The following is a 22545-nucleotide window of genomic DNA, read 5'->3' as shown; positions in this document are numbered from 1 at the left end:
GACATCAAGCCGCATAGTCGTCTTCCAAGGGCAAAAATTCATTTTCCAGGTCGAAACGGCCGAGGACCTTCACCTCGGAGGCATTGGTAATCTCGGCAAAGGAGAGCACCGGCACGTGATGGAACTCGTCCTGCAATAACGTGCGTAGCGGAGCGCGCAGATCCTGGGCGACCAACATCACTGCACGTTCTGACGATCGCTGCGGGAAAGCCATGCGCAATTGTTGAACCAGCATCAGGCTGGATTCGCTGTTCAGGGCAAAGAACGTCTCGGTTTGCGTCTGACGCAGGCTGTCACGCAGGATGCCTTCGCTCTCAGGGGTGAACAGCCAGACGAGCAATCCCTCCTGGCTGCAATACTGGTTGTAGATCAGCGACTTGAGGGCGATACGTACATAATCGGTGAGGGCCAGGACATCGCGCTCATGTTGCCCATGTTCGATCAAGGTTTCGGCGATCACCCGGATACCGCGCAGGGGCACGCATTCGGAAGCCAGCCGCTGCAGTACCTGAGAAAAACGCGCGAGAGGCATGACGCGCTGCAGCTCCTGGGCCAGTTCCGGCTGTTCTGTTTCCAGCCAGCCGAGGATCGCCTTGGTTTCCTGCAGCCCGATGAATTGCGGTCCGCAAATCTGCAGCGCGCGCTCCATGCGTTCGATAATCAGCGTACTGGGGCTGATAATTTCCACGTCGCAATTGTGCAGGTGTTCAGCATCGGCCGGTACCCAGATCCACTGGCTTTCCTGCCGTTCCGAACTGCCTTTGCTGTATTGCTGGTCGTTCTCAATGGCTTGTGAGGAGCCATCGATAGCCACCAGGGTCTCGCTGAACGTGGCCTTGAGTACAGGAACCTCGTACACCGTAAAGCGGAATTCATCCGGCTCCAGATGCGCCTGGTGTTCGATGATGAACGAGGGCAGCGTCAGCCCGAAGTTCACCACCAGGCGATTGCGCCGTTGACGAATCTCGCTAACCAGGGCTTCGATCCGCTCAAGACTCTGGCTGGGATGAAATTGCAGGACAAACTGGCGGCTGGGCAGGAACATTCGCAGGTCTTCCTGTCCGTTATTTTCCGGGGTTGTCGGGGCAGCTTGCTCTTGATTGCCCTTGGGGTTGGCGCGATTGATCTGCAACAGGCCGCCGCCGCAACAGATGATGGCGATCGTGATGAACACCAGGGTCGGCATCCCGGGCATGGCGGCGAAGCCGAGCATCGCTGCCGAGGCGATGATCCAGGCCTTGGGCTGGCTGGTGATCTGTTCGGCAATTTCACGGCCGATATTGGCCGGCCCGGCGGCATCTTCGTTCGGCACACGAGTGATGATCATGCCGGCCGTCACGGAGATCAGCAGCGCGGGGATCTGTGCAATAAGGCCGTCGCCGATGGTCAGTACCGAATACAGCTGCACGGCATCGCCGGCAGTCATGCCGTGTTGTATGACGCCAATGGTGATACCGCCAATCATGTTGATTGCGACGATGATCAGGCTGGCGATTGCGTCGCCGTTGACGAACTTCATTGCGCCGTCCATTGCGCCAAACAGCTGGCTTTCCTTGCCAAGCTCCGAGCGCCTGCGCTTGGCCTCGTGGACGCTGATGAGGTTGGCGCGTAAGTCGCTGTCGATCGACATCTGTTTACCGGGCATGGCGTCAAGCGTGAAGCGTGCGCCTACTTCGGCCACCCGTTCCGAACCCTTGGTGATGACCATGAAATTCACCACTGTCAGAATCATGAAAATCACCATGCCGACCGCCAGGTTTCCGCCCACCACGAATTGCCCGAACGCTTCCACAATGTGCCCAGCGTCCTGGTCCAGCAGAATCAGCCGGGTCGTGGCAATCGACAGGGCCAGGCGAAACATGGTTGTGATCAGCAGTACCGAAGGGAACGTCGAGAAGGCGAGTGGGCGAGGCAACTGCATGGCCAACATGATCAGCAGACAGGAGATGCAGATGTTCACCGCGATCAGAATGTCCACCAGCCAGGTGGGTATCGGGGTAATCATCATGAACACAATGGCCAGCACGATAAACGCGCCGACGACTTCTGAGCGGCGCATCGCCGCGAGTGCCAGACGGTTTAGCAGGTCGATAATCAGATTCATCAGGCCAGGTTCCCCTTGAGCTGGTTTTGCTCTTGCTGAGTGAGTTCGGCCATCAGCAACAACAGGTTCCCCAAGGCATTCTGTCGGGACTTGAGGTCTTGCCACAGCAAGATAGGCAGCTGTTGGAGCATCGGGCGCAGGCCGTTGAGAAATGACAACTGATGCTTGAGTTGCGCGCCGCCGATAAATTGCGTGAGTTGCAAGGTTTCCTGCAGGTTCATGCCCTTGCCTGAGAGTACGAGCAAGTGTTTGAGAAACGTCGGTGCGCTCACCTGCAGTTGCGGGTTCTTGTCACGCATGCGCCCGAGCAGGTGTTCGCAGCTTTTAAGCAGAGTTGATACATGCCTGGCGGTATTCACGCCATGCATCAGGGTGCGTAATTGCTGGCGAGGGCTCGATGGATTGGCTGAGGCAAGGTCGTCGGCAATGGCACGACGCAGGTCGCGCAAGGTCGGCTCGAACTGTGCTTCGCCATCCTCTTGACCCAGTAGCGTGTCGATGAGGCTGGTTATGGTGGGCTGGCCTACGACGCCGTTGTAATACAGCTCCCGCAGATTTTTGCGTCGCTGCGAGTCCAGCCCCGCTCTGGAAAAGGCCCGGGCCGTATTGACACCCGCGCGGGCTCTGTTGCCATGGCGCTGCCTGAGTGCGCTGGCGTGATCCGATAGCGCCTGGTGCTCATCCCTGGCACCCTCGTGATGCGCTTGTTTCATTGCGGCTTGCAGCATGACATGCGCTTTGGCCGGGTCCCCGCCAGCGAAGGCGAGCACCCGGCCAAGCATCGACTCATCAGAGCGTTGACGTTTCAGGGTCTGGCGCAGGGTACGCACTGCTTCATCCAGCCTTCTGTCATTACTGCCCATCAGCATCTGATAAAGCTCACCGAGCTTCATCGCCTTTGATTGCAAGACGGTACCGCCGATGACCAGCTCACGCTGGCTGAGCTCCTTGCTTTGTTGGATCAATGCGGAGGTGAATCGCGCCACCTGTTGTGGCGTGGTGCCCTGGTCTTTTGCGATGTGCGACGCCGTCTGCGTAGCGGATAACGCTGGGCGGGCGCTTGCCGGATTGACCGAATGAATCGCGACTGGGGTGAAACCGGGGATTTTCATGGGACGGCATCGATGCAAAGAGTCATGCGCAGTGAGTGGCGCAAACCCGCCATCGGGTTCCTGAAGTCAGCGCTTTCGCGTGGGCGTGCATAAATGCGCGACGACTTCGATCGGTTTATGCAAAAGATTGCACGAACAGAAAAAAACTTAAAAAAATCTTCATGAAGAACAGTGGCTTAGATCGCGCAAACGGTTGGCACGCATATCGCTCTTACAGCCGGACTTACCTTCAAATGGTTATTGTCCATGTGTGTAATCAACTCGATCACGTATCCGGCTCCGGCTTCTCTCCTTCGTCAGCTCGATCGCAGGATGGTGCAGAAGGTGCGGTTGTTTATCAGGGCAAAGGTCGCGAACCCTGATGATGCGGAGGATCTGCTCCAGGCAACCTTCCTCGAAGCGCTACGTAACGAACACAAGTTTCGGCACGACTCGCTGCTGCTGACCTGGCTCTGCGGCATCGCGCTCAACCTCATTCGCAGCCATTTCAGGCGCCTCTACAACCAGCCGTTTCATGACGACCTGCAAGAATGCGGCGTATTGGAGATGGCCGACAGTCGCGATGTTGTATCCGAGGTCAGTGGCTTGCGTCAGCTGGTGCGAGTCTTTCGTGCGATGGAAACCTTGCCGCCGAATATGGAGGAGGTGATTCGGGTCGCGATGGAGATGGAAGGTAATTACCTGGAGACCGCCGCTCGGCTGGATATACCGGTTGGCACGGTGCGTTCGCGCCTGTCGCGGGCCCGCGAGCAACTCAAGCGGCGAGTCTCCAGCGAGTACTGAGCCCAGGCGAATCTGCGCCGCGGCGATAAGAACAGGGAACCTCTTTCGCCTCTGGCTCCACGCATTATTTAGATCCCATCTTCACGGAGTGCCCGGTATGCGAGTTTGCATCGCTTACATCCAGGGTCCTGATGACAGTTCGAAGGCCGGACAGGCTATTGCACGGGTTCCGAACTGGACACTCGAGACATCATCAGTGAGCGCCGGAAATGTGCGCGCGAACCTGGCTTGCAGCCGAACATTGCTTGTATTCAGGCCAACCGGTATTGAGTTGGCGTTGCAGGAAACGACCAGAGCGCTCATCGAAAAATCGCCTTCAGCCAAACGTCAGTTTGCTCGACTGATGAGGCGATTGTTCGATACCGGCCCTGTTTCGCAGTCCGCACATCAAACCGCTTTGCCTGAGCACTACGCCTTCGAACCGATCGTCACCGTATTCGCGAACCTGGAGCATTGATTTTGAGCTTGTCTATCTCTCCCATTCGTAGCGCCACCCCCGACACGCTCCCTGCGCCTGAAAACCACAATGAGCGGTTTAGTCGGCACGGCGGTTCAAATCCCGCAGTGGCAGGCGATATGTTCGCGGCTCGCCCCGAGCGACCGATCAATTTCGGCCCGCCTCCTGAGGTGTCTAACCGGCCTGTGTCTGCACAGAAGAGTGATGCCGAGCAAACCGACCTGATGATGCAACTGATGGAAGTCATCATGAAGGCCATCATGCAGTGGCTCCGTTCCTTGATGAATCAACAGGAAGGAGGCGGGGGAGGTGGGATTGCCCAGCCAGGGGGGCAACCCCACAACACGTTGATGGCGCAACCGGGTGGTTCTGCCGCCCCTGGCGGTGGCGTCAACAATGCCCAGGCCGGTGGTGTGGCTGGCAGTCCGGCCTTGAGCGGTCAGGGTGGGTTGCACTTGCCCGCGCAACTGGAGCCGTATCGCCAGGATATCGTGGATGCCTCCAATGCTACGGGTGTTCCGGGCAACGTGATAGCAGCGCAGATATGGGCTGAGTCCAGAGGCAACCTGAATTCCAGCAGCACCAATGTCAACGGCAAGACCGACGCTGGCTTGATGCAAGTCAACGCCGACACCTTCGCTCAATTGAAGAGGGACAATCCGGCGCTGCTTGGCAATGCCGACGTCAACAACCCCCGCGACAACATCATGGCGGGGGCCCTCTATTTGCGCGATCAGACCAATGCTTTCGGTGGCGACATCGGCGCAGGGCTGCGCGCCTACAACTCCGGTCCCGACAAGGTGAATCGCAACGATTTGGCGGATACCGGAGGGGTAGGGGATCCCGGTTATCCGGCCAATGTATTGCAATTCGCCGAGATCATTGCGAGCGGCAGAGGCCAACTGCCTGGCTGATAGACACGTCGCGTTTGCGCAGAACATAAACCCGCATGTAAGGAGTAGCACCTCATGGATATCAATAGAGCCGGCTCCCCCGTGCCACTGCGCACACTAGAGAGCCATCACGTTAACGATGCTCGATCAACGCATCTGGAGCGAAGCGGGGACGTATCGTCTGTTAATGGCGACAACTCTCCAGAGCTGGCCGCGTTGAAGGACAAACTTAACAACCTGTTCGAACCCCACAGGACGGCTGAGAACCATGAGGCCATCAATGCCTTGATTCATGATCGCGCCGTTGAATTGCAGGAAATGGGAGAGACGCCGGAGACGCTCGAGGCGTTGCTCGACAAGGCGGCGCGCATGGATCGTGTCACGGCTCCGATACAAGGTGCGGTGGCTTCCGTGCCCTTTGCGGCGGCCTCGGTTGTTTTGGACAAGGTGCCTGAGGTGACGGCTCATGTTGCCAATAATCCAGCCTTGACCGGCTTTGTGGCGGGCTCTTTTTCCGGTGCGATGGATGCAGTAGGCGGTGGTCTGCTGGCGAGAGCCACGCACGACACTTATTGGCTGAAGCCGCCGCCGGAAACCTTGGAGCCGGTGATGCAGCAAGCCTTGACCAGCAAAAAGGAGCAAACCAGGGTGAGTAACGCTGGGGAGGCTGCGCTGTCCTGGCAGACCTTCAGTGCTCGCAATGCTGTGCGCTTGGGGGTAGCGGGCGTCATGAATGCCACAGTCGGACCGAAGGCTGCCTCGGCGGTTGATACGGCGATCGCCTCAGCGGGAGGTTTGGCTGCCGGCGCAGGTTATGCCCATCTTATGAACAAAAACGACTTGCAGGCCCATCGTGCCGGGCCCGCCTATCTTTTAGGCCGTACCGACTGGAAGACCCAATATCAAGCGCTGAAAGAAAGTACGGCACTGAGCCCGATGGCAAACGGTGCCAAGCGTATGGCCAAGCTTCCCCTGGACGTCGTGACCGGTACGGCAGAGGCTTTGAGTGGCGCGTTGTCCTTTCAAAGTCTGGTCTCCAACTTGGGCGTACTGGGTGGCGGCTTCGGTTTGGCATCGCTGGCTCGCGATGCGGCCAGAGATCTGGCAACCCAGAAAGGTCTGGGGCCAGGAGAGGTCGCTGCGGTAGACCACACGGTCAACCTCGCCATGTCGGCGCTTACTTTTGGTTCCTATGGGGTGGCCAGTATTGCAACCGAGCCCCTCAGCAATGCGGCCGTAAAAGTATTGCAAGAGGACGTTCCCGCCAAAGCGCAGGAAGTTGCTGATGCAACTCTAGAGGCCGGCAAGGCGCTGGCGCGAGGCGCTGTCACTACGGCGAGAGAAATAACGGACCGCGCGCTGGAGCATCGCAGACTCCGAGAGGGGGGCGGTGCGACGGAGAATCCCGTCTGATTTCACGCGTCTCGGATGATGTCGATAGGCTGTAGTCAGGGCTATGAGCATGCGCTTGGCATTTATGCCAAGCGCTTTTTGTCGCAGCAAATGGCGGGGCATTTTTAACGCTGTAAAACACCTGACTAAATGTAAGGCACCAGGGTGATAGGCACCACCCTGTATTTCCAGCCTCAGATGCCCTTTATGTGATCCGATCTGTCTATCTAGCCCAGCGTTGAAGTTGATCCAGTCTGGCCTCAATACCCGCTTGCTGTGGGGCTGGCAGCGAAGCAACTTGTCGGATCGCGGAAGATAGCGGGTTGATCATCGGCAACGAGGGGGTGTAGCTCGTTGCATATAAGCTCTCCATTGCGCTTACATGTTGCTCGAGCGCGGCGCCTCGCTCTTGTTCGGGTAGGTGTTGCAACCCATGCAGGTTCATATTCCTCAAGGTCCAGGCCATCTGGTCTTTTGTTGTCGTCGTCATTCTCATCGGCTGGGCCGACGTGACGACATCGCGCAATTTGCTTGATGCCGCCAAGCCTGTAGTGGCCAAGGCCGGCGTACGTGTGAGATTCAATAACGGCGAAATTGCGCTCGCGAGGCCCATGCTTTGATGGGGTGAAGTATCAATTAATGCTAGAGACTGCTCGATCGTTTTTTTCAAGTGCCCAACGTCTCGAGTGCCGGTGCTTAATTCTGAAAGTTGGCGTTGCAAATAGGTTGCGAGGCGGCGACTCAGTTTTTCATGATCTGCAGGGTGTAGGGGGGAGGCTAATAACCCCAAGGCATCGTCTATTGCCTGGGGGGCAGCGCGTCCATGACCAGCATTGAACTGGCGGAACAATTGCTGCAATTGTTTATGCTCCTGGCCGGCGGTGGGCAAGGTCTGGTGATAGGCGCGCGCTGTGCTGGCGAGCGCAGCCTTGTCTTTCGCAGGCAAATGACTGGCCACCTCAAGAAGCATTTCTGGCGGAACATTGCCCAAAGGGCTGGGCCGGAGTGAGTGGGCTGCAGATGAATGCTCAAACTGAATACCCGTCAAGAGTGACGCGCGTGGATGATCAGCAGGGGCATGCGGTCGTATTGATGATGAGTCTCTTGCGGTATCTTGCGCATTGTTTGAATGAGCCGCGGGGCCATCGGTAGCCGGCTGGGGCGGTGATGGATCTACCGTGGTGGCGTCCATATGATTGTTGCGCACGCGGGAAATACAGTTACCACCCATTGTGATCACTTCCTCAGTATTAAATCCAATGAGTGGTTCCAGATTCTCTGCGGGTTCCCATGTCGATCAGCCATTCGTTGCCCCGAATCTTCAGTCAAAGGGGCGCCGCCAAAGGCGAGTAACTCCGCGCATACAATCTGTTACCGAGCACTTTGAGGACAGCGTTGCGCATCGGAGTCGGCCACGCTCGCATTTTATCCCGGGCTGCACATTGCTTTTGCGTCCATTCAACGCGATGTCTGCGTCTGGCGGTGTAAGTCGCGAGCGCGCCATCTGGGCTCTTTGCTGCGGCTATAGACGCTGCCAATACCAGCGCATCCTCAAGCGCCATGCCCGCGTTCTGCGCCATACTCGGTGAGGCTGCGTGAGCCGCATCTCCAATGAGCACAACACGTCCTTTTACCCAATCGTCCATGACGACTTGTTCTATTTTGCTGAAATGCACCAGGGTGCCGGCAGGTATCTCCGTAATGAGCGGCAAAATAGGACCGGAAAAATCGTTGAACAGCGTTGGCAGCGATGCTTGCGCAGTTGCGCTCTGAATGTCCTGGGAGGCGAGCGCGGTATCGGCGTATACATAGATGTCATTGGCGTTTACCGGAATTGCGAGCAACGCTTTGCGATGACCCAGCATCGCCGTCCAGCTATCAATTGCCGTGGTGTTACGCGTTATGAAACGCCAGCTGACATTGCCGACGTAGGTCGGATTGATCGCCGGAAACAGCATGCCGCGTACCGATGAACCAATACCGTCAGCACCGATGACAATGTCATAAGTGGCGGATGAGCCATCGGAAAAGTTCACCTGGCATGTCGTGGCTGATTGCTCGATTGCTTCTACCGCCAATCCAAAACGTAGCTGAGTCCGAGACAAGGATTGACGCAGAATGCCGTGTAATTCGGCGCGAGGCAGCGAGAGGCAGGGCCCACATGATCCCCACACGTCTTGGGTCTGTGTCACAGATAACTGCCTGCCGTTTTTGTCGAGGATGCTCTGGGTGCGGATGAAGGCGGCGGCACTTTGAACACGGTCGAGCAGGCCCAGCTGCTTGAGTGCGCGGCCAGCGTTTCCCGGCAGGAACAGTCCTGAGTCACCGCAGCTTTCGTCAGGGCGGCGTTCAACCAAATCTGCCTGGTAGCCTTTGAGCTCAAGCGCCCTGGCCATGGAAAAACCGGCGATTCCGCCACCGACAATCAAAATTTTCATCCACAAGCCCTTAGTCATGTTAAGTCTTTGTTACAACAGCCGAAGTTGGCACCTTGTTCCGTCGATGTAATGCAGTTATCAGGTTGGGCTGCTTCTCCGGCTTGACGATGAATGGAACTGCGTCCATTCCGAAGGGCTACACATCCACACCTTTGTCAAATCGATAAGTGGTTCCACTGTTACAAACAGTTCCCTGCGTTGTGTGAACGCAAGCATTTTCTCGGCAGTGCCCGCTTAAATTAAGCAGTGCGCGGCGACCGGTGGTTCACTTGGACACGCCGCCTGATTGCGGCGAGCGCGGCTTGGCTGGGTCGGAGGAGTACATGTCCTCAAGTTGATTTCAATCAAGGGCCGCGCAGGGGGGGGCTTACCATGATCGCCAAGATCCTAAGGTGTCCTTCAAGGCAGGCCGCCTCTTGGCCGGGTTACTGGTGTGCCTGGCGCTGGCGTTCCATCCCAGTGACGAGTGCCATGTGTGCGGCATGGTCATCACTGACTTTCCCGGGCCCAAGGGCGCGGCGGTCGGGGCAGGGGGCGTGAAGAAGTTCTGCTCGCCAGCGGAGATGCTGGGCTGGTGGCTGCACCGGAAAACCATCGGGCCGACGTCAAACTGTATGTCCATGACATGGGCCGCAGTCATTGGGCTACGCCGGATGACGCCCACCTGATCGACGCCCGCACCGCCTACTTCGTCATAGGCAGTGAGCTCGAAGGCGCCATGGGCGTGGTACTGGCCTCGTTCTCCGATCCCCAGGCGGCACAAAAACTCGCCAGCGATACCGGCGGTCGGGTGCTGCGCCTGGAAGACATCGACCAGAAACTGCTGGGGCAGGCAAGCGCGATGGCGCCGATGAGTCACTGATACCTGGCAATGTTGCTTGTATGCCGAACCGCCTTTGTGGAGAGGGAGCTTGCTCCCGCTGGGCTCTGTAGGAGCTGTCGAGTGCAACGAGGCTGCGATCTTTCCCCAAACGCTTGAGTCTCAAGCGAAAGATCAAAAAGATCGCAGCCTTCGGCAGCTCCTACAACCGAGCGGGAGCAAGCTCCCTCGCCACATTGCGCATCAACCTCATCCCATGGAAGCGTCCACCCACTACCCAAGTAGCATTCGTCGCGCCGCCGCAGCTTCGTACACTCAGGGCTCCTATCACGCACCCGCCGGAGGCGACGATGCAGCAGGCCCAGAGCGAGGGTGTGGTGAGCGCCATGTCCCAGGCGAGCGACGTCCAGCAGGTGGCCCAGGCGCTGGCGCGGCAGTTGTTGCACCCGCACCTGGGGTTCGTGCTGTTTTTCTGTTCAGCCGAATACGACTTGCCGGCCCTGGGCCAGGCGCTGTCCCAGAGTTTCGGCGGGATTCGCCTGGTGGGCTGCACCAGCGCCGGGGAAATCACCCCCCAGGGCTACGGCCGCAACTGTGTGACGGCAGTGGGTTTCGATCATCGGCACTTTTCCATTGCCGCCGAGCTGATCGGGGAAATGGAGCACTTCAGCCTGATCGACGCCCAGCAAATGGTCGAGCGCCTGGCCAGCGGTTGTCGCAGCAACGCCTTGGCGCCGATCAAGGGCCATAGTTTCGCCTTGACCCTGCTCGATGGCTTGTCCAGCCGCGAGGAAATGGTGCTGGCGGCCTTGAGCGCCGCCCTGGGGGACATCCCGCATTTCGGCGGTTCGGCCGGCGATGACAACTACCTGACCCACACCCACGTCTACTTCGAAGGCCAATTCCACAGTGGCGCGGCCGTGGTGGTGCTGATCAACACCTGGCTGGAATTCGAAGTCTTCACCACCCATCACATCCTGCCCCGCCAGGAAAAACTGGTAGTGACCGGTGCGGACAGCGCCTCGCGACGGGTCTATGAGCTCAACGCCGAACCCGCCGCCGAGGAGTATGCCAGGCACATCGGCGTGCCGGTGAGCGCGCTCGACTACCGGGTGTTCGCCGCCCATCCCTTGGCCGTGCGCATCAATGACCAGTACTACGTACGGGCGATCCAGCAGGTGCACCCGGACTTGAGCCTGAGTTTCTACTGTGCGGTGGAGACCGGCATTGTCCTCACCGCCATGACTCCCGGTCCCTTGCTGCACAACCTGCAAACGCTGTTCGACGGTTTGCAGGCGCGCCTCGGCGACTTGCTGCTGACCATCGGCTGCGATTGCTTCCTCCGGCGCCTGGAGTTGGAAGATCGTGGCGGCCTGGAGCAGATCGGCCAGTTCCTGCGGGAACAACGGGTGATGGGGTTCAACACCTATGGAGAACAGTTCAATGGCATGCACATCAACCAGACGTTCACCGGAGTTGCCATTGCCCGACATCGCGTCCCCGGCCATCGCTGACCTACAGGCTCAGCTCGCCAGTCTGCAGCACGAAAACCGCAAGTTGCGGCGCATCAACGAGGCGCTGATCGAGCGGGTGGAGTCCGGCGTCACCCGGGGCAACGACCCCTATGCGGCGTTTCAACACTCGGTGGTGCTGGCCGAGCAGGTGCGTGAGCGCACCGATGCCCTGAACCAGGCCATGGCCGAACTCAAGGCCGGCAATCACTTGCTGGGCGAGGCGCGGCTGCGGGCGGAAACCGCCCATCGACACCTGATCGATGCCATCGAAAGCATCTCCGACGCGTTTGTGCTGTTCGACGAGCAGCAACGCATCGTCCTGTTCAACAGCCGCTTCAAGGCCTTCTGGGCCAACAGCCGGGTACGGATCATCGCCGGCATGCGCCTGTCCGAGGTCAAGCGCCTGATGACCGCCAACGGCCTGTTCAGCGAAGAACCCCGGGGCCAGGCCGACGAGCACGTGTTGTATCGCTTGCAGAACGGGCGTTGGCTGCAAGTCAGCGAGCGGCCGACCCAGGAAGGCGGGCGGGTGATCCTGTTTACCGACATCACCGACGTCAAGCTCAGCGAAACCGTGCGCCGCGAGCAGGCCATTGCGCAGAAATCCCATTTGTTGCAGCGGGCGGTGGACAACCTGTCCCAGGGCGTGGCGATGGTCAATGCCCAAGGCGTGCTGGAGCTGTGGAACCGGCGCTTCCTCGAGCTCAGCGGCCTGGCGCCGGTGGCGGCCCACCGGCCGTTCAACGAAGTGATTGCCGACAGTGAGCTGCAACTGCTGACCCCGGCCAGCCGCGACAGCAACGGCCGGCTGATCCACGAATGCGAGCAGCGCCTGTCCGATGGCCGGGTGCTGGAGATTCGCACGCATCCGTTGCCCACCGGTGGCTACGTCAACACCTTCACCGACATCACCGAGCGCTACCAGCACGCCGAGGCACTGAGCGAAAGCGAGCGCTGGATCCGGCTGATCACCGACCATGTGCCGGCGCTGATCGCCTACCTCAACGCCGACCTGGTCTATGAGTTCACCAATAAGGTCTACGAGCAATGGTATTGCTGGCCCCGTGGCGTGATGCTCGGCCAGAGCCTGCGCGAAGCCCATAGCGAGCAGCATTACCAGCGCCTGGAAGCCTACGTGGCCCGGGCGCTGGCGGGTGAGAGCGTGACGTTCGAATTCGCCGAGACCAACATCAACAACCAGGAGCGCTACATGCTGCGCTCCTACGTGCCGAACCGTTTGGCCAATGGCGAAGTGGTCGGGATTTTCGTGCTGATCCGCGACATCACTGAACGCCGTCGCACCGCCGAAGCCTTGCACCAGGCTTACCAGAACCTGGAGCAGCGGGTCCAGGAGCGCACCGCCGAACTGACCACACTCAATGACCAGTTGCTGCGCGAGATCGACGAGCGCAGCCGGGTGGAGTTGCGCCTGCGGGAGGCCAAGCGCGAGGCCGAGCAGGCCAACCTGTCCAAGACCAAATTCCTCGCGGCGGTCAGCCATGATCTGCTGCAACCGCTCAACGCTGCCCGGTTGTTCACCAGTGCCTTGCTTGAGCGCCGTGAGCCGGTCGCCAACGCGCAACTGGTGCGCAACGTCAGCAATTCGCTGCAGGACGTGGAGAACCTGTTGGGCACCCTGGTGGACATCTCCAAGCTGGACGCCGGGGTGATCAAGGCCGATGTCGCGCCGTTCGGCCTCAGTGAGTTGCTGGACAACCTGGCCGCCGAATACGCCCAGATCGCCCGCAGCGAAGGGTTGGAGCTGCATTTTGTCGGCTGTTCGGTGCTGGTGCGCAGCGACATGCAACTGCTCGCGCGGATCCTGCGTAACCTGCTGAGCAATGCCATTCGCTATACCCCCAGCGGGCGGGTGGTGCTGGGCTGTCGCCGACATCGCCAGCGCGTGTCGATCCAAGTCTGGGACAGCGGCATCGGCATCGCCGAGAACCGCCTGGAGGAAATATTCCAGGAGTTCAAGCGCGGTGACGTGCAGCGCCCGAACCAGGACCGTGGGTTGGGCCTGGGCCTGGCGATTGTCGAGAAAATTGCCGGGATCCTCGGACACCGGATCCAGGTGCGCTCCTGGCCGGGCAAGGGCTCGATGTTCGCCATCGACGTGCCGCTGAGCGCCACCGCGCCCAAGCCGTTGCCGTGCCTGGACATGAGCGAGCCGATGCTCGAACGACTGCGTGGGGCACGGGTCTGGGTGCTGGATAACGACGCGGCGATCTGCGCCGGCATGCGCACCTTGCTGGAGGGCTGGGGGTGTCGGGTGGTGACCGCGCTGTCGGAACAGGATCTGGCCCGCCAGGTGGACAACTACCACGCCGAGGCGGACCTGCTGATCGCCGACTATCACCTGGACCACGATCAGAACGGCGTCGATGCCGTGGCCCGGATCAACGCACGCCGGGCCTCACCGATCCCGGCGATGATGATCACCGCCAACTACAGCAACGAACTCAAGCAGCAGATCCGCGAGCGCGGGCACACCCTGATGCACAAGCCGGTGCGGCCGATGAAGCTCAAGATTGCGATGAGTCACCTGTTGGGCCAGCTCCCGAACCATTGAGCCGGACACCGTTTGTGGCGAGGGGATTTATCCCCGTTGGGCTGCGAAGCAGCCCCAGGACCTGTCAGACGTACTAAATTGTCAGGTTTTAGGGCCGCTTCGCGCCCCAGCGGGGATAAATCCCCTCGCCACAGGAAAGTGTTAACCATGTCCCCCGGTCCAAACAGGGGGGACCGGTTCACCGCCGCAGATAAGCCCCGAAATCAATATCCCCGGCACTGAGGATCGCCTGCACCCGGTTGTGCACGTTGAGCTTGCGCAGGATCGCCGAGACGTGGGCCTTGACCGTGGTTTCGGCGATATCCAGGGTGTAGGCGATCTGCTTGTTCGACTCGCCCTTGGTCATGCGTTCGAGCACCAGCAGTTGCTTACGGGTCAAGGCCTGGAGCAGTTCCGGCGGGAACGCCGGGGTTTCGTTCAGGCGCCGGCCCACCGGGCTCTTTTGCGTGCGGATGATGTCCGGCGGCAGGTACACGTTGCCGTTGAGGATCTGCTCGATGGCGTCAGTCATCTGCGAGCGTGGCGAGGATTTGGTGATGAAACCCACCGCGCCATAGGTGATGGCCTGCAACACCACTTGCTTGTCCTGCTCGGCGGAGACGATGACCACCGGAATGGTCGGTGCCTCGTTGCGCAGGTTGATCAGGCCATTGAGCCCGTGCATGCCGGGCATATTCAGGTCCAGCAGGATCAGGTCCAGGTCGTCGTGCTCGGCGGTCAATGCCAGGGCACTGTCCAGGTCGGCGGTTTCCATGACCTCGCTGCCAGGAAAACCGTCGCTGATGACGTTGTGGATGGCTTCGCGAAACAGTGGGTGATCGTCGGCTATCAGGATTTTATACATGGCCATTCACCTCGTTATTGTCGTGTGGGGCAGGGCAGTTGCGCATTTCTTTGCAAAATCAGGGAAAGGGTTCGGGGCGGGCCGCTTGCAGGGGCAGGTTGGCCGCCTCCCAGGCATCGAGGCCATCGCGATACCAGTACACTTGCTTATAGCCCATGGCAGCGGCGCGTTTTACCGCGTTCCAGCTCAACCAGCAATCGGCGCGGCAATAAAAGACCAGCGGTAGATCCAGCCGCCCGCCGGTGGCCGTGCGCAGGTGATGGCTGAAGTAGTCCTGCCAGGTCGGGTCGAGATCGCCATCACCGGTATTGGCCAGCCACAAGCTGCCGGGGAGGTTGGCGTGGGGTTCGTTGTCGATGAAACGCCCTTGGACCCACGGACGACGATAAACGTCGATCAGCAGCGGGGGCGAGGCTTGGCCGAGCAGGCGTTGCAGGGCCTGGGTGTCGAGGGTCTGGGCGCCGTCGACGGTGGCGGGCGTCGGGCTGCGGTATTGGGCGATGCGGTAGCCCTGCGTTGAAAACAGCGCGGTCTCGGCCTGGGCGACATTCAGTGCCAGGCCCAGCAAGAGGATCGCCAGCAAACGGGGCATAGGATTTATCCTTTTTGTTATGCGCCCATTACATGCCAGGGTCGAGGTCTTGTGAATGCGACCATAGACAGGAAAACCGGTACTAAAGTAGTAATTTTAGCCATGGGGCCCTGCGCAGACCCCTTGTGGGAGCGAGCAAGCTCGCTCCCACAGGGTTCCCCCCATAGGGATATTGGGCTGGGGCAGGATCAATTGGCCTTGCGCAACGCCGCATGCTGCGGATTGAACGTCCACACCGCCAGCAGCGCGAACACCAGGGTCAACCCCACGCATACCGCCATCGCCAGGAGGTTGAACTGCTCATACAGCGCAAAGCGCACCAATTCCACGCCATGGGTGAACGGGCTCACCGCGCAAAGCCAGTACAGCCAGGGGCTGGCTTCCTGCATTTTCCACAGTGGGTACAGCGCCGAGGACAGAAAGAACATCGGGAAGATCACGAAATTCATCACCCCGGCAAAGTTCTCCAGTTGCCGGATGGCATTGGACAGTAACAAGCCCAGGGCGCTGAGCATGAGGGCTACCAGCAGCAAGGCTGGCAAGGCCAGCAGCAGGCCCATGGTCGGTGGCTGGATGCCGTACAGCCAGGCGATGGCGAGAAAGGCGTAGACCTGTAACAGCGAGATCAGTGAGGTCGCCAGCAACTTGCTCGCCAGCAGGAAAGCCCGGGGCAGGGGGCTGGTGAGCAGGACGCGCATGCTGCCCATTTCCCGGTCATAGACCATCGACAGCGAGCCCTGCATGCCGTTGAACAACAGGATCATGCAGGCCAGCCCCGGCACGATGTACACCTCGTAGGGAATGTAGGTGTCATAGGGCGCGATGATGGCGATGCCCAGCGCCGCGCGAAAGCCCGCGGCGAACACCAGCAGCCACAGCAGCGGCCGGACCAGGGCGCTGAGCAGCCGGGTGCGTTGCAGCACGAAGCGCAGCCATTCGCGCACCACGATGCCGCTGAAACAGTGCCAGTACGCGTTCATGGCCGGACTCCCGAGGCGGTCAAATGGTTGAAGGCCGAACCGAGGGTGCCACCGTGTTCCTGGCTCACCGCGTCGGCCTGGCCGCTGGCGACCAGGCGGCCCTGGTGCACGATCAACAGGTCGTCGTCGGGTTGCACTTCGTCCAGCAGGTGAGTGGTCCAGAGCACGCTGATGCCCTGTTCGCTGCACAGTTGCCGAACGTGCAGGCCGAGGGCGAGACGGCTGGCCGGATCGAGACCGACGCTGGGTTCGTCCAGCAATAACAGGCGCGGTTCATGGAGCAGGGCGCGGGCGATTTCCACCCGGCGTCGATGGCCGCCATTGAGGTCGCGCACCCGCTCGTGGCGGCGCTCGGTCAGGTGCTGGCGGGTCAGTTCGGCATCGATGCGGGCACTGCCTTGGCGCCGCGAAAAACCATGCAGCGCCAGGTGATAGCGCAGGTTCTGTTCGATGCTCAGGTCCAGGTCCAGGGTGCTTTGTTGGAACACCACGCCCAACTGGCGCAAGGCCGGTCGTGGCGCCTTGTGCAGGGAGTGGCCACCGACGCGGATATCGCCCCGTTGCAGGTCGTACAGGCGCGTGAGCAGGGCGATCAGCGTCGACTTGCCGGCGCCGTTGGGCCCCAGCAGCGCGGCGAAACGGCCGGCGGGCAGGCTGAAACTCATCTGCTTGAGGGCTTCGCGCGGGCCATAGGCAAAGCTCAAGTCGCTGACTTCCAGGGCGTTCATGGCGTGACCACCACGCCCCAAGGGTAGCGCCCGACTTTCACCGACTTCAGGACTTTGCGGCTCTCTACATCGATCACCGAGACATCGCCACTGACGCCATTGGTTGCCAGCAGTTGCTTCTGGTCCGGGGTGAACGCCAGTTGCCAGACGCGCCGGCCCACGAGCAGGTAATCCAGCACTTCGAAGGTCTTGGCGTCGATCACCGCCACATGGTTGGCCGGACCCAGGGCGACGAACGCCAGCTTGCCGTCGGCGCTGAGCTTGATGCCCACCGGCTGCACCTTGTCGGGGTGGACACCCTTGATCTGGAACGTCAGGGTCTTGAGCACCTGGCGCGTGGCGACGTCGAGGACGGTCAGCGTGCCACCGATCTCCGCCGAGGCCCAGAGCTGCGTTCCGTCACGATTGAACTCGACGAAACGTGGCCGTTGGTCCACCAGGGTGTTGTCGGCCAGGGTCTGGGTGCTGGTGTCGATCCAGTGCAGCATGTTCGTGGTTTCACTGGTGTTGACCGCCCACTTGCCGTCGGGGCTGACAGCCATGCCTTCGGGCTCGACACCCACGCCGATCTGGCCCAGCACTTCGGAGGTATGGGTGTCGATCACTGTCACCAGCGCATCGTCTTCGTTGGACACGTAGAGCCAACGGTCGTTGGGATGCAGGGCGAATTGCTCGGGATCCTTGCCCGAAGGCAACTCCTTGACGATCTTGCGGGTGGCGACGTCCATCACCTGGACCCGGTCCGAATCGCTGGCGCAGATGTAGAGCAGGCGATTGTCATGGGACAGCAACAGGCCGCGGGGGCGCTGGCCCACGGGCAAGGTCTCGATGACTTCCAGGCTCTGCATGTCGATCAGGCTCAGGCTGTTGTCTTTTTCGTTGGAGACCCAGGCGATGCTGGCAGCGGCGGGATCGGCAGCCAGCAGAACAGCACCCAGGGCGAGGACTTGGCAGAGCAGGGCCGGTTTGAACAGCGGGCGGCGCATGGCGGTTTTCCTTATTGTTGTTATCGATCAGGGGTAACGGCAGCTCACTTCGGGCCGGTCATAGCCCAGGCTGTCCATTTCATTGGAGGGGTGCAGAAAACCGTCCTGGGGCGAGGTGCTGACCAGCGCCCGGGGCTGGACCAGGGGAATCGGTTGGCGTAGTTGGCCATTCCACGACCGGTAGCTGAGCTTGCGTCCCTTGAAGCCGTCCAGGGGCAATTGGTCGCTGAGGGCCAGTTGGCGGAGGGCGAACGGGTCGGTCTGACGCAGTTTGCTCACGGCGCTGGCGATGCTGCGCACGGCGATCCAGGCGGCGAAGTCACGGTCGTTCATCCAGCGCCCGGCGAGGGCTTCGAAGCGTTTTTGCAACTGCGCCGCGCCGTAGGTTTCCACGGTCTTGTGCCAGCCGGTGGGCGTCAGCCCTTGGGTGCCGGCCACTGGCCGTGGGTACCAGGTCTGGTAGGGCAGGTATTCGCCGAAGTCGCCGCGCTCGTCAGCCACCAGCACCACGTCGTATTCGGCGGTCTGGGTGAACAGCGGCATGTCGGCCTGGGCGCTGCGGCGCTGGTCATTGTCGAACTGCCAGGCCTTCTCGGCGACGATCTTCATGCCGAAGCGTTTCATGGCCCGGCGCAATGCAGTGGCATAGGCCTGGTCCTCGGGTGTCTGGCCGACGATCAGCAGGGCCCGCTGCCATTTGCGCACCACGCTGAACTGCACCAGGGCATCGGCGAGCATGGCTCGATCGGGCAGGCTGTGCAGCACGTTGCCCAGGCAATCGGTGGTGCGCAGGCTGTCGTCGGGGCTGCCGGCGTTGAACAGCAGGCTGTCGGGCAGGGCGGCGCTGAGATCGCGCAGACTGGCGGCCGGTGCATTGACCACGAACAGCCGCAGTCCTTGGTCGTGTTGGGCGCGGGCAGCCTGGAGCAGGGCTTCGGGGGTGTCGACGCTGGCACTGTCCAGGCGATAGTCGTGCTTGAGGAAGCGCCCGGTGCTGTTGCTGTCGATGATCGCCAATTCGGCGCCGCGCTGCCCGGCATCGGCAGGCTCGGCAATGACATTGGATAACAGCGGGCCGGGGTCGGGGCGATAACCCAGGTAGCCGATGCGTACTTGCAACGGCGTGGCATCGCCCGCGTGAGCGGTCGCCGCTGCCAGCAGAAAAACCAGGGCGTAACTGACGAGCCGGCGCATGACGTCCTCCATTGCGGGTAGCGCCAGCATAGGAAGGCTATGGCCCTGGGGAAATATGCAGAAAGTACCGCCGGGGCAGTACCAAGGTAGTAACTCGCGTTGGAAGCCGGGGTTTTAGGATGCAAGGCATCGTCATTGCCCAGGAAGGGACAGACCATGCGGATTCTCAAGACCCTGCTGCTGACGTTGCTGCTGATCCTGAGCTTGATCGGGGTGGATCGTCCCCAAGCCTGGAACTCTCCAACCCCTCCTGTGGGAGCGAGCTTGCTCGCGATAGCGTTGGTTCAGTCGGCCTCGGTATCGGCTGTGCCGCCGTCATCGCGAGCAAGCTCGCTCCCACAGGGTGGGGGTATCAATTCAGGGTTGGAGCACTAGCCATGTCGGCCCTATGGCGCATCAACCTCTGGGTGTCAGCCTTCTTCGCCCTGGTCACCCTGGCTTGTGCCGTCTTGCTGTTGCACCAGGCCACAGCCGATGTGAAGCGAGAATTGCAATCGGCCGAGTCGGTGGTGCATTACCTGCGTGAAACCGCCGAGCGCGACCCGGCCAGTCTCCAGCCGCGGTTGACCGGCAGCCTGCGTCATGTGCGGGTCCGTTGGCTTTCCCCTGGGGAACGGTTCCCCGCGGATGAAGACGGGATGAAAGCCTGGCTCGGCCGCCAGCTACTGGACGACGGCCCCGCGGCCCAGGTGGTGGCGTTGCCTGACGGTCGGCGGGCCTGGATTGCCGTCGATCCGCGGGACGAAATCGACGAGATTCTCGATTCGTTGGTGCAACTGTTGTACGTCTGCGCCTTGGCGCTGTCGCTCAGCCTGTTGGTGATCCGCTGGGCGGTACGCCGGGGTATGCGTTTGCTCGATGAATTGCTGCAGGCACTGCGTCAGGTGTCTGCCGGCAACCTGCAGGTGCGCCTGGGCATTGAAGGTGTTCCGGAAGCGCAGCAACTGGCGGGGCATTTCAATCGCATGACCGCCGCCCTGGCCGCGGCCCAGGCCGATAACGCCCGGCTCACCCAGGCCTTGCTGGCCGTGCAGGAACAGGAGCGCACCCGGCTGGCCCAGACCCTGCACGACGACCTGGGCCAATACGTGGCCGGCATTCGTGCCCGCGCCTGCCTGTTGCGCCTGGTGATGGATCAGCCGCCGGTGCTGGAGCAGACCGTCAGCCAGCTCGAAGACCATTGCGAGCATTTGCAACAAGGTTTCCGGGCGCTGGTGCATGACTTGTACCCGGTGGTGTTGCAGCACCTGCCATTGTGCGAAGCCATCGGGCTCTTGGCCGGGCAATGGCAGGCCAGCCAGGGCATCGCCTGTCAGCTGCGGATCGACGAAGCCTTGCCGCCCATGTCCGGATCGGACAAGACCCACCTGTATCGCCTGTTGCAGGAAGCACTCACCAACGTTGCCCGGCATGCCGGTGCCACGCAGGTAAGGATTCGCCTGCAACATCGCGCCGGGCGCCTGCGCTTGCTGGTGCGCGACAACGGCCGCGGTGCGACGCAGCCACCGCGCGCCGGTGTGGGCTTGCACTCGATGTCCGAACGGGCGCGCAGCCTGGGCGGGGAGTTGCGCATCATCAGCCAGCCTGGCGCCGGTTGGGCGCTGGCCTTGAATATTGCCCTGGAGGCGTGATGAACATTTTGTTGGTGGATGACCATGCGGTGGTTCGGCAGGGCTATGCCAGCCTGCTACGGGCGCTGATGCCGGACCTGCAGGTCCGCGAAGCAGCCACCGGTGAAGAGGCGCTGAGCCTGGTGCAGGAACAGGTGCCGCACCTGGTGATCATGGACTTTGGCCTGCCCGGTATCAGCGGTCTGGAAACCACCCGCCGGCTACGCCAGCGCCTGCCGCAACTGCGGGTGCTGTTCTTCAGCATGCACGACGAATTGCCGCTGGTGCGCCAGGCATTGGACGCCGGCGCCGCGGGCTATCTGACCAAGAATTCGGCGCCCCAGGTGTTGGTGGAAGCGGTACGCCGAGTGCTGGCCGGTCATGCCTACATCGAACAGTCCCTGGCCACGCAACTGGCCTGCGCCAGCTCCCGGCAGGATGTCGACCCGCGCCTGCAATGCATGACCCAGCGGGAGTTGGAGATCTTCGTCATGCTCGCCAAGGGCACACCGGCGCGCACCATTGCCGAGCAGCTGTGCATCAGCGCCAAGACCGTGTCCAACCACCTGACGTTGCTCAAGAGCAAGTTGCAGGTCAGCTCCCATGCCGAGTTGGTGCACTTGGGGATTGATATGGGGGTGGTGCGGGTGGCGGGGTGAATCCCTGGTTCCACTGCGATGGTCAACGGTGGTGAGGGGATTTATCCCCGCTGGGCTGCGAAGCAGCCCCAAAACCTGACAACTCGGTGTGTCAGATTCACTGAGTGAGCTGCTCCAGGGGCTGCTTCGCAGCCCAACGGGGATAAATCCCCTCGCCACAGGGTTCTGTGGCAATCCTTACTGATCCCAAGAAGTCGGGCAGCCGGTGCAGCCTTCCATATTCGCATCCTGGAAATTTCCATAGTGCTGGCGAGAACCGCTCAGGTTGGCCTGTTCCAGGTTGCTTTCGCCGAGCTTTGCTTCCTGCAGGTTGGCGTCGCGCAGGTCGGCGCCCTTGAGGTCGGCCTTGCTCAGCCAGGCCATCTCCAGGTCAGCGGCCTGCAGGTTGGCACCTTGCAGCCGCGCGCCGGACAAGCGGGCGAACTGAAGGTAGGCGGCGGTCAGGTCGGCACGTTGGAACTGCGTGCCCTGGGCGAATAGCCCCCAGCCCTGGATCGCCTTGAGCGTGGCGCCGCTGAAGTCCGCCAGGCGCAGGTTGCTTTGTTGCAGGCTGGCGCGGGTTAGGTTGGCGCCCTGCAGCTGGGCTTTCTCGAGGTTGGCCAGGTCCAGCCGCGCGTGCCGCAGGTCGGCGTCGCGCAGGTCGGCACCGCTGAGGTTCATCTTGCGCAGGTCCTGGTTCGCCAGTTTTGCGCCACGCAGGTTGGCGCCGGGGCATTGGCTGGCTTCGGCGATGACGCAGCCGTTGAGGGTGAGTGGGGTGTCGAGGTCGTCGGCGTTGGCCAAGGCGCCAACGAACAGAAGCAGCAATGACAAGCATCTCATGGCATGAACTCGGGCAATTGTGGGAGCGAGCTTGCTCGCGATGGC

At 61.1% G+C, this 22545-nt stretch carries 19 protein-coding genes and 1 pseudogene; 9 read left to right on the top strand and 11 right to left on the bottom strand.

The window, feature by feature from the left end; genetic code table 11:
• Window positions 1–4: 4 nt before the first annotated feature.
• Both sctV and sctW read right to left on the bottom strand, forming a co-directional pair.
• Window positions 5–2104 (bottom strand): type III secretion system export apparatus subunit SctV, encoded by a 2100-nt coding sequence (sctV, locus tag BM317_RS17155; RefSeq protein ID WP_092164896.1) that lies wholly within the window; start codon window positions 2102–2104, stop codon window positions 5–7.
• Window positions 2104–3216, bottom strand: a complete 1113-nt coding sequence (gene sctW, locus BM317_RS17150) for a type III secretion system gatekeeper subunit SctW (protein WP_092164894.1) — start codon at window positions 3214–3216, stop codon at window positions 2104–2106. The genes sctV and sctW overlap by 1 nt, the downstream gene beginning before the upstream one ends.
• A 246-nt stretch (window positions 3217–3462) precedes the next feature.
• On the opposite strand from sctW, the gene BM317_RS17145 reads away from it, so the two are divergent.
• The 4 genes from BM317_RS17145 (at window position 3463) to BM317_RS17130 (ending at window position 6762) form a co-directional block, all read left to right on the top strand.
• Entirely contained in the window at window positions 3463–3999 is a 537-nt protein-coding gene (locus BM317_RS17145) for an RNA polymerase sigma factor (RefSeq protein ID WP_092164892.1), read from the top strand.
• 97 nt (window positions 4000–4096) lie between these two features.
• Entirely contained in the window at window positions 4097–4456 is a 360-nt protein-coding gene (locus tag BM317_RS17140) for a hypothetical protein (RefSeq protein ID WP_092164890.1), read from the top strand.
• A gap of 2 nt (window positions 4457–4458) precedes the next feature.
• On the top strand, window positions 4459–5370 hold the full coding sequence (locus BM317_RS17135) for a lytic transglycosylase domain-containing protein (protein ID WP_256574158.1): 912 nt from the start codon (window positions 4459–4461) through the stop codon (window positions 5368–5370).
• 54 nt (window positions 5371–5424) lie between these two features.
• A complete protein-coding gene (locus BM317_RS17130) occupies window positions 5425–6762 on the top strand; it encodes a hypothetical protein (protein ID WP_092475344.1) in 1338 nt (445 codons plus the stop codon).
• A gap of 202 nt (window positions 6763–6964) precedes the next feature.
• Here the strand turns inward: BM317_RS17130 and BM317_RS17125 are convergent, their stop codons facing one another.
• Both BM317_RS17125 and BM317_RS17120 read right to left on the bottom strand, forming a co-directional pair.
• The gene (locus BM317_RS17125) at window positions 6965–7711 is read right to left on the bottom strand and encodes a hypothetical protein (protein WP_092164884.1); all 747 of its coding nucleotides are present in this window, start codon (window positions 7709–7711) and stop codon (window positions 6965–6967) included.
• Between the two features lie 355 nt (window positions 7712–8066).
• Window positions 8067–9179, bottom strand: coding sequence for an FAD-dependent monooxygenase (locus BM317_RS17120; RefSeq protein WP_092165027.1), 1113 nt, complete (start codon window positions 9177–9179; stop codon window positions 8067–8069).
• A gap of 392 nt (window positions 9180–9571) precedes the next feature.
• On the opposite strand from BM317_RS17120, the pseudogene BM317_RS17115 reads away from it, so the two are divergent.
• The 3 genes and pseudogenes from BM317_RS17115 (at window position 9572) to nahK (ending at window position 14085) form a co-directional block, all read left to right on the top strand.
• A pseudogene (locus BM317_RS17115) lies at window positions 9572–10041 on the top strand (nitrous oxide reductase accessory protein NosL).
• Window positions 10042–10349: 308 nt separating this feature from the next.
• Window positions 10350–11513 carry a nitric oxide-sensing protein NosP gene (nosP, locus tag BM317_RS17110; protein ID WP_092164882.1) on the top strand — a complete coding sequence of 388 codons (1164 nt, stop codon included), beginning with the start codon at window positions 10350–10352 and terminating at the stop codon, window positions 11511–11513.
• A complete protein-coding gene (gene nahK, locus BM317_RS17105) occupies window positions 11443–14085 on the top strand; it encodes a hybrid sensor histidine kinase/response regulator NahK/ErcS' (RefSeq protein WP_256326633.1) in 2643 nt (880 codons plus the stop codon). The genes nosP and nahK overlap by 71 nt, the downstream gene beginning before the upstream one ends.
• A gap of 178 nt (window positions 14086–14263) precedes the next feature.
• On the opposite strand, the gene BM317_RS17100 is transcribed toward nahK, so the two are convergent.
• The 6 genes from BM317_RS17100 to BM317_RS17075 all read right to left on the bottom strand — a co-directional run bounded on the left by BM317_RS17100 (window position 14264) and on the right by BM317_RS17075 (window position 19409).
• Window positions 14264–14929 (bottom strand): response regulator transcription factor, encoded by a 666-nt coding sequence (locus BM317_RS17100; protein ID WP_072405723.1) that lies wholly within the window; start codon window positions 14927–14929, stop codon window positions 14264–14266.
• A gap of 58 nt (window positions 14930–14987) precedes the next feature.
• The gene (locus BM317_RS17095) at window positions 14988–15521 is read right to left on the bottom strand and encodes a PQQ-dependent catabolism-associated CXXCW motif protein (protein ID WP_092475342.1); all 534 of its coding nucleotides are present in this window, start codon (window positions 15519–15521) and stop codon (window positions 14988–14990) included.
• Between the two features lie 188 nt (window positions 15522–15709).
• Complete coding sequence (locus tag BM317_RS17090) at window positions 15710–16501, bottom strand: ABC transporter permease (RefSeq protein ID WP_060742605.1); 792 nt, start codon at window positions 16499–16501, stop codon at window positions 15710–15712.
• Window positions 16498–17229 (bottom strand): ABC transporter ATP-binding protein, encoded by a 732-nt coding sequence (locus tag BM317_RS17085; RefSeq protein WP_092164876.1) that lies wholly within the window; start codon window positions 17227–17229, stop codon window positions 16498–16500. The genes BM317_RS17090 and BM317_RS17085 overlap by 4 nt, the downstream gene beginning before the upstream one ends.
• Entirely contained in the window at window positions 17226–18215 is a 990-nt protein-coding gene (locus BM317_RS17080; protein ID WP_092164874.1) for a YVTN family beta-propeller repeat protein, read from the bottom strand. Before BM317_RS17080 ends, BM317_RS17085 begins: the two co-directional genes overlap by 4 nt.
• 27 nt (window positions 18216–18242) lie before the next feature.
• Window positions 18243–19409 carry an ABC transporter substrate-binding protein gene (locus BM317_RS17075; protein WP_092164872.1) on the bottom strand — a complete coding sequence of 389 codons (1167 nt, stop codon included), beginning with the start codon at window positions 19407–19409 and terminating at the stop codon, window positions 18243–18245.
• Between the two features lie 377 nt (window positions 19410–19786).
• Here BM317_RS17075 and BM317_RS17065 point away from each other — a divergent pair, with 377 nt between their 5' ends.
• Window positions 19787–21040 carry a HAMP domain-containing sensor histidine kinase gene (locus tag BM317_RS17065; protein ID WP_092164868.1) on the top strand — a complete coding sequence of 418 codons (1254 nt, stop codon included), beginning with the start codon at window positions 19787–19789 and terminating at the stop codon, window positions 21038–21040.
• Window positions 21040–21678, top strand: coding sequence for a response regulator (locus BM317_RS17060; protein ID WP_092475339.1), 639 nt, complete (start codon window positions 21040–21042; stop codon window positions 21676–21678). The genes BM317_RS17065 and BM317_RS17060 overlap by 1 nt, the downstream gene beginning before the upstream one ends.
• 177 nt (window positions 21679–21855) lie before the next feature.
• Here the strand turns inward: BM317_RS17060 and BM317_RS17055 are convergent, their stop codons facing one another.
• Window positions 21856–22500 carry a pentapeptide repeat-containing protein gene (locus BM317_RS17055; RefSeq protein ID WP_092164865.1) on the bottom strand — a complete coding sequence of 215 codons (645 nt, stop codon included), beginning with the start codon at window positions 22498–22500 and terminating at the stop codon, window positions 21856–21858.
• Window positions 22501–22545 lie beyond the last annotated feature (45 nt).

This window comes from Pseudomonas sp. NFACC24-1, assembly GCF_900115235.1.
Taxonomy (GTDB): Bacteria; Pseudomonadota; Gammaproteobacteria; order Pseudomonadales; family Pseudomonadaceae; genus Aquipseudomonas; species Aquipseudomonas fluorescens_AA.
Note: the sequence above shows the minus strand (reverse complement) of the source record. Positions and strands in the feature narration are given on the sequence as shown.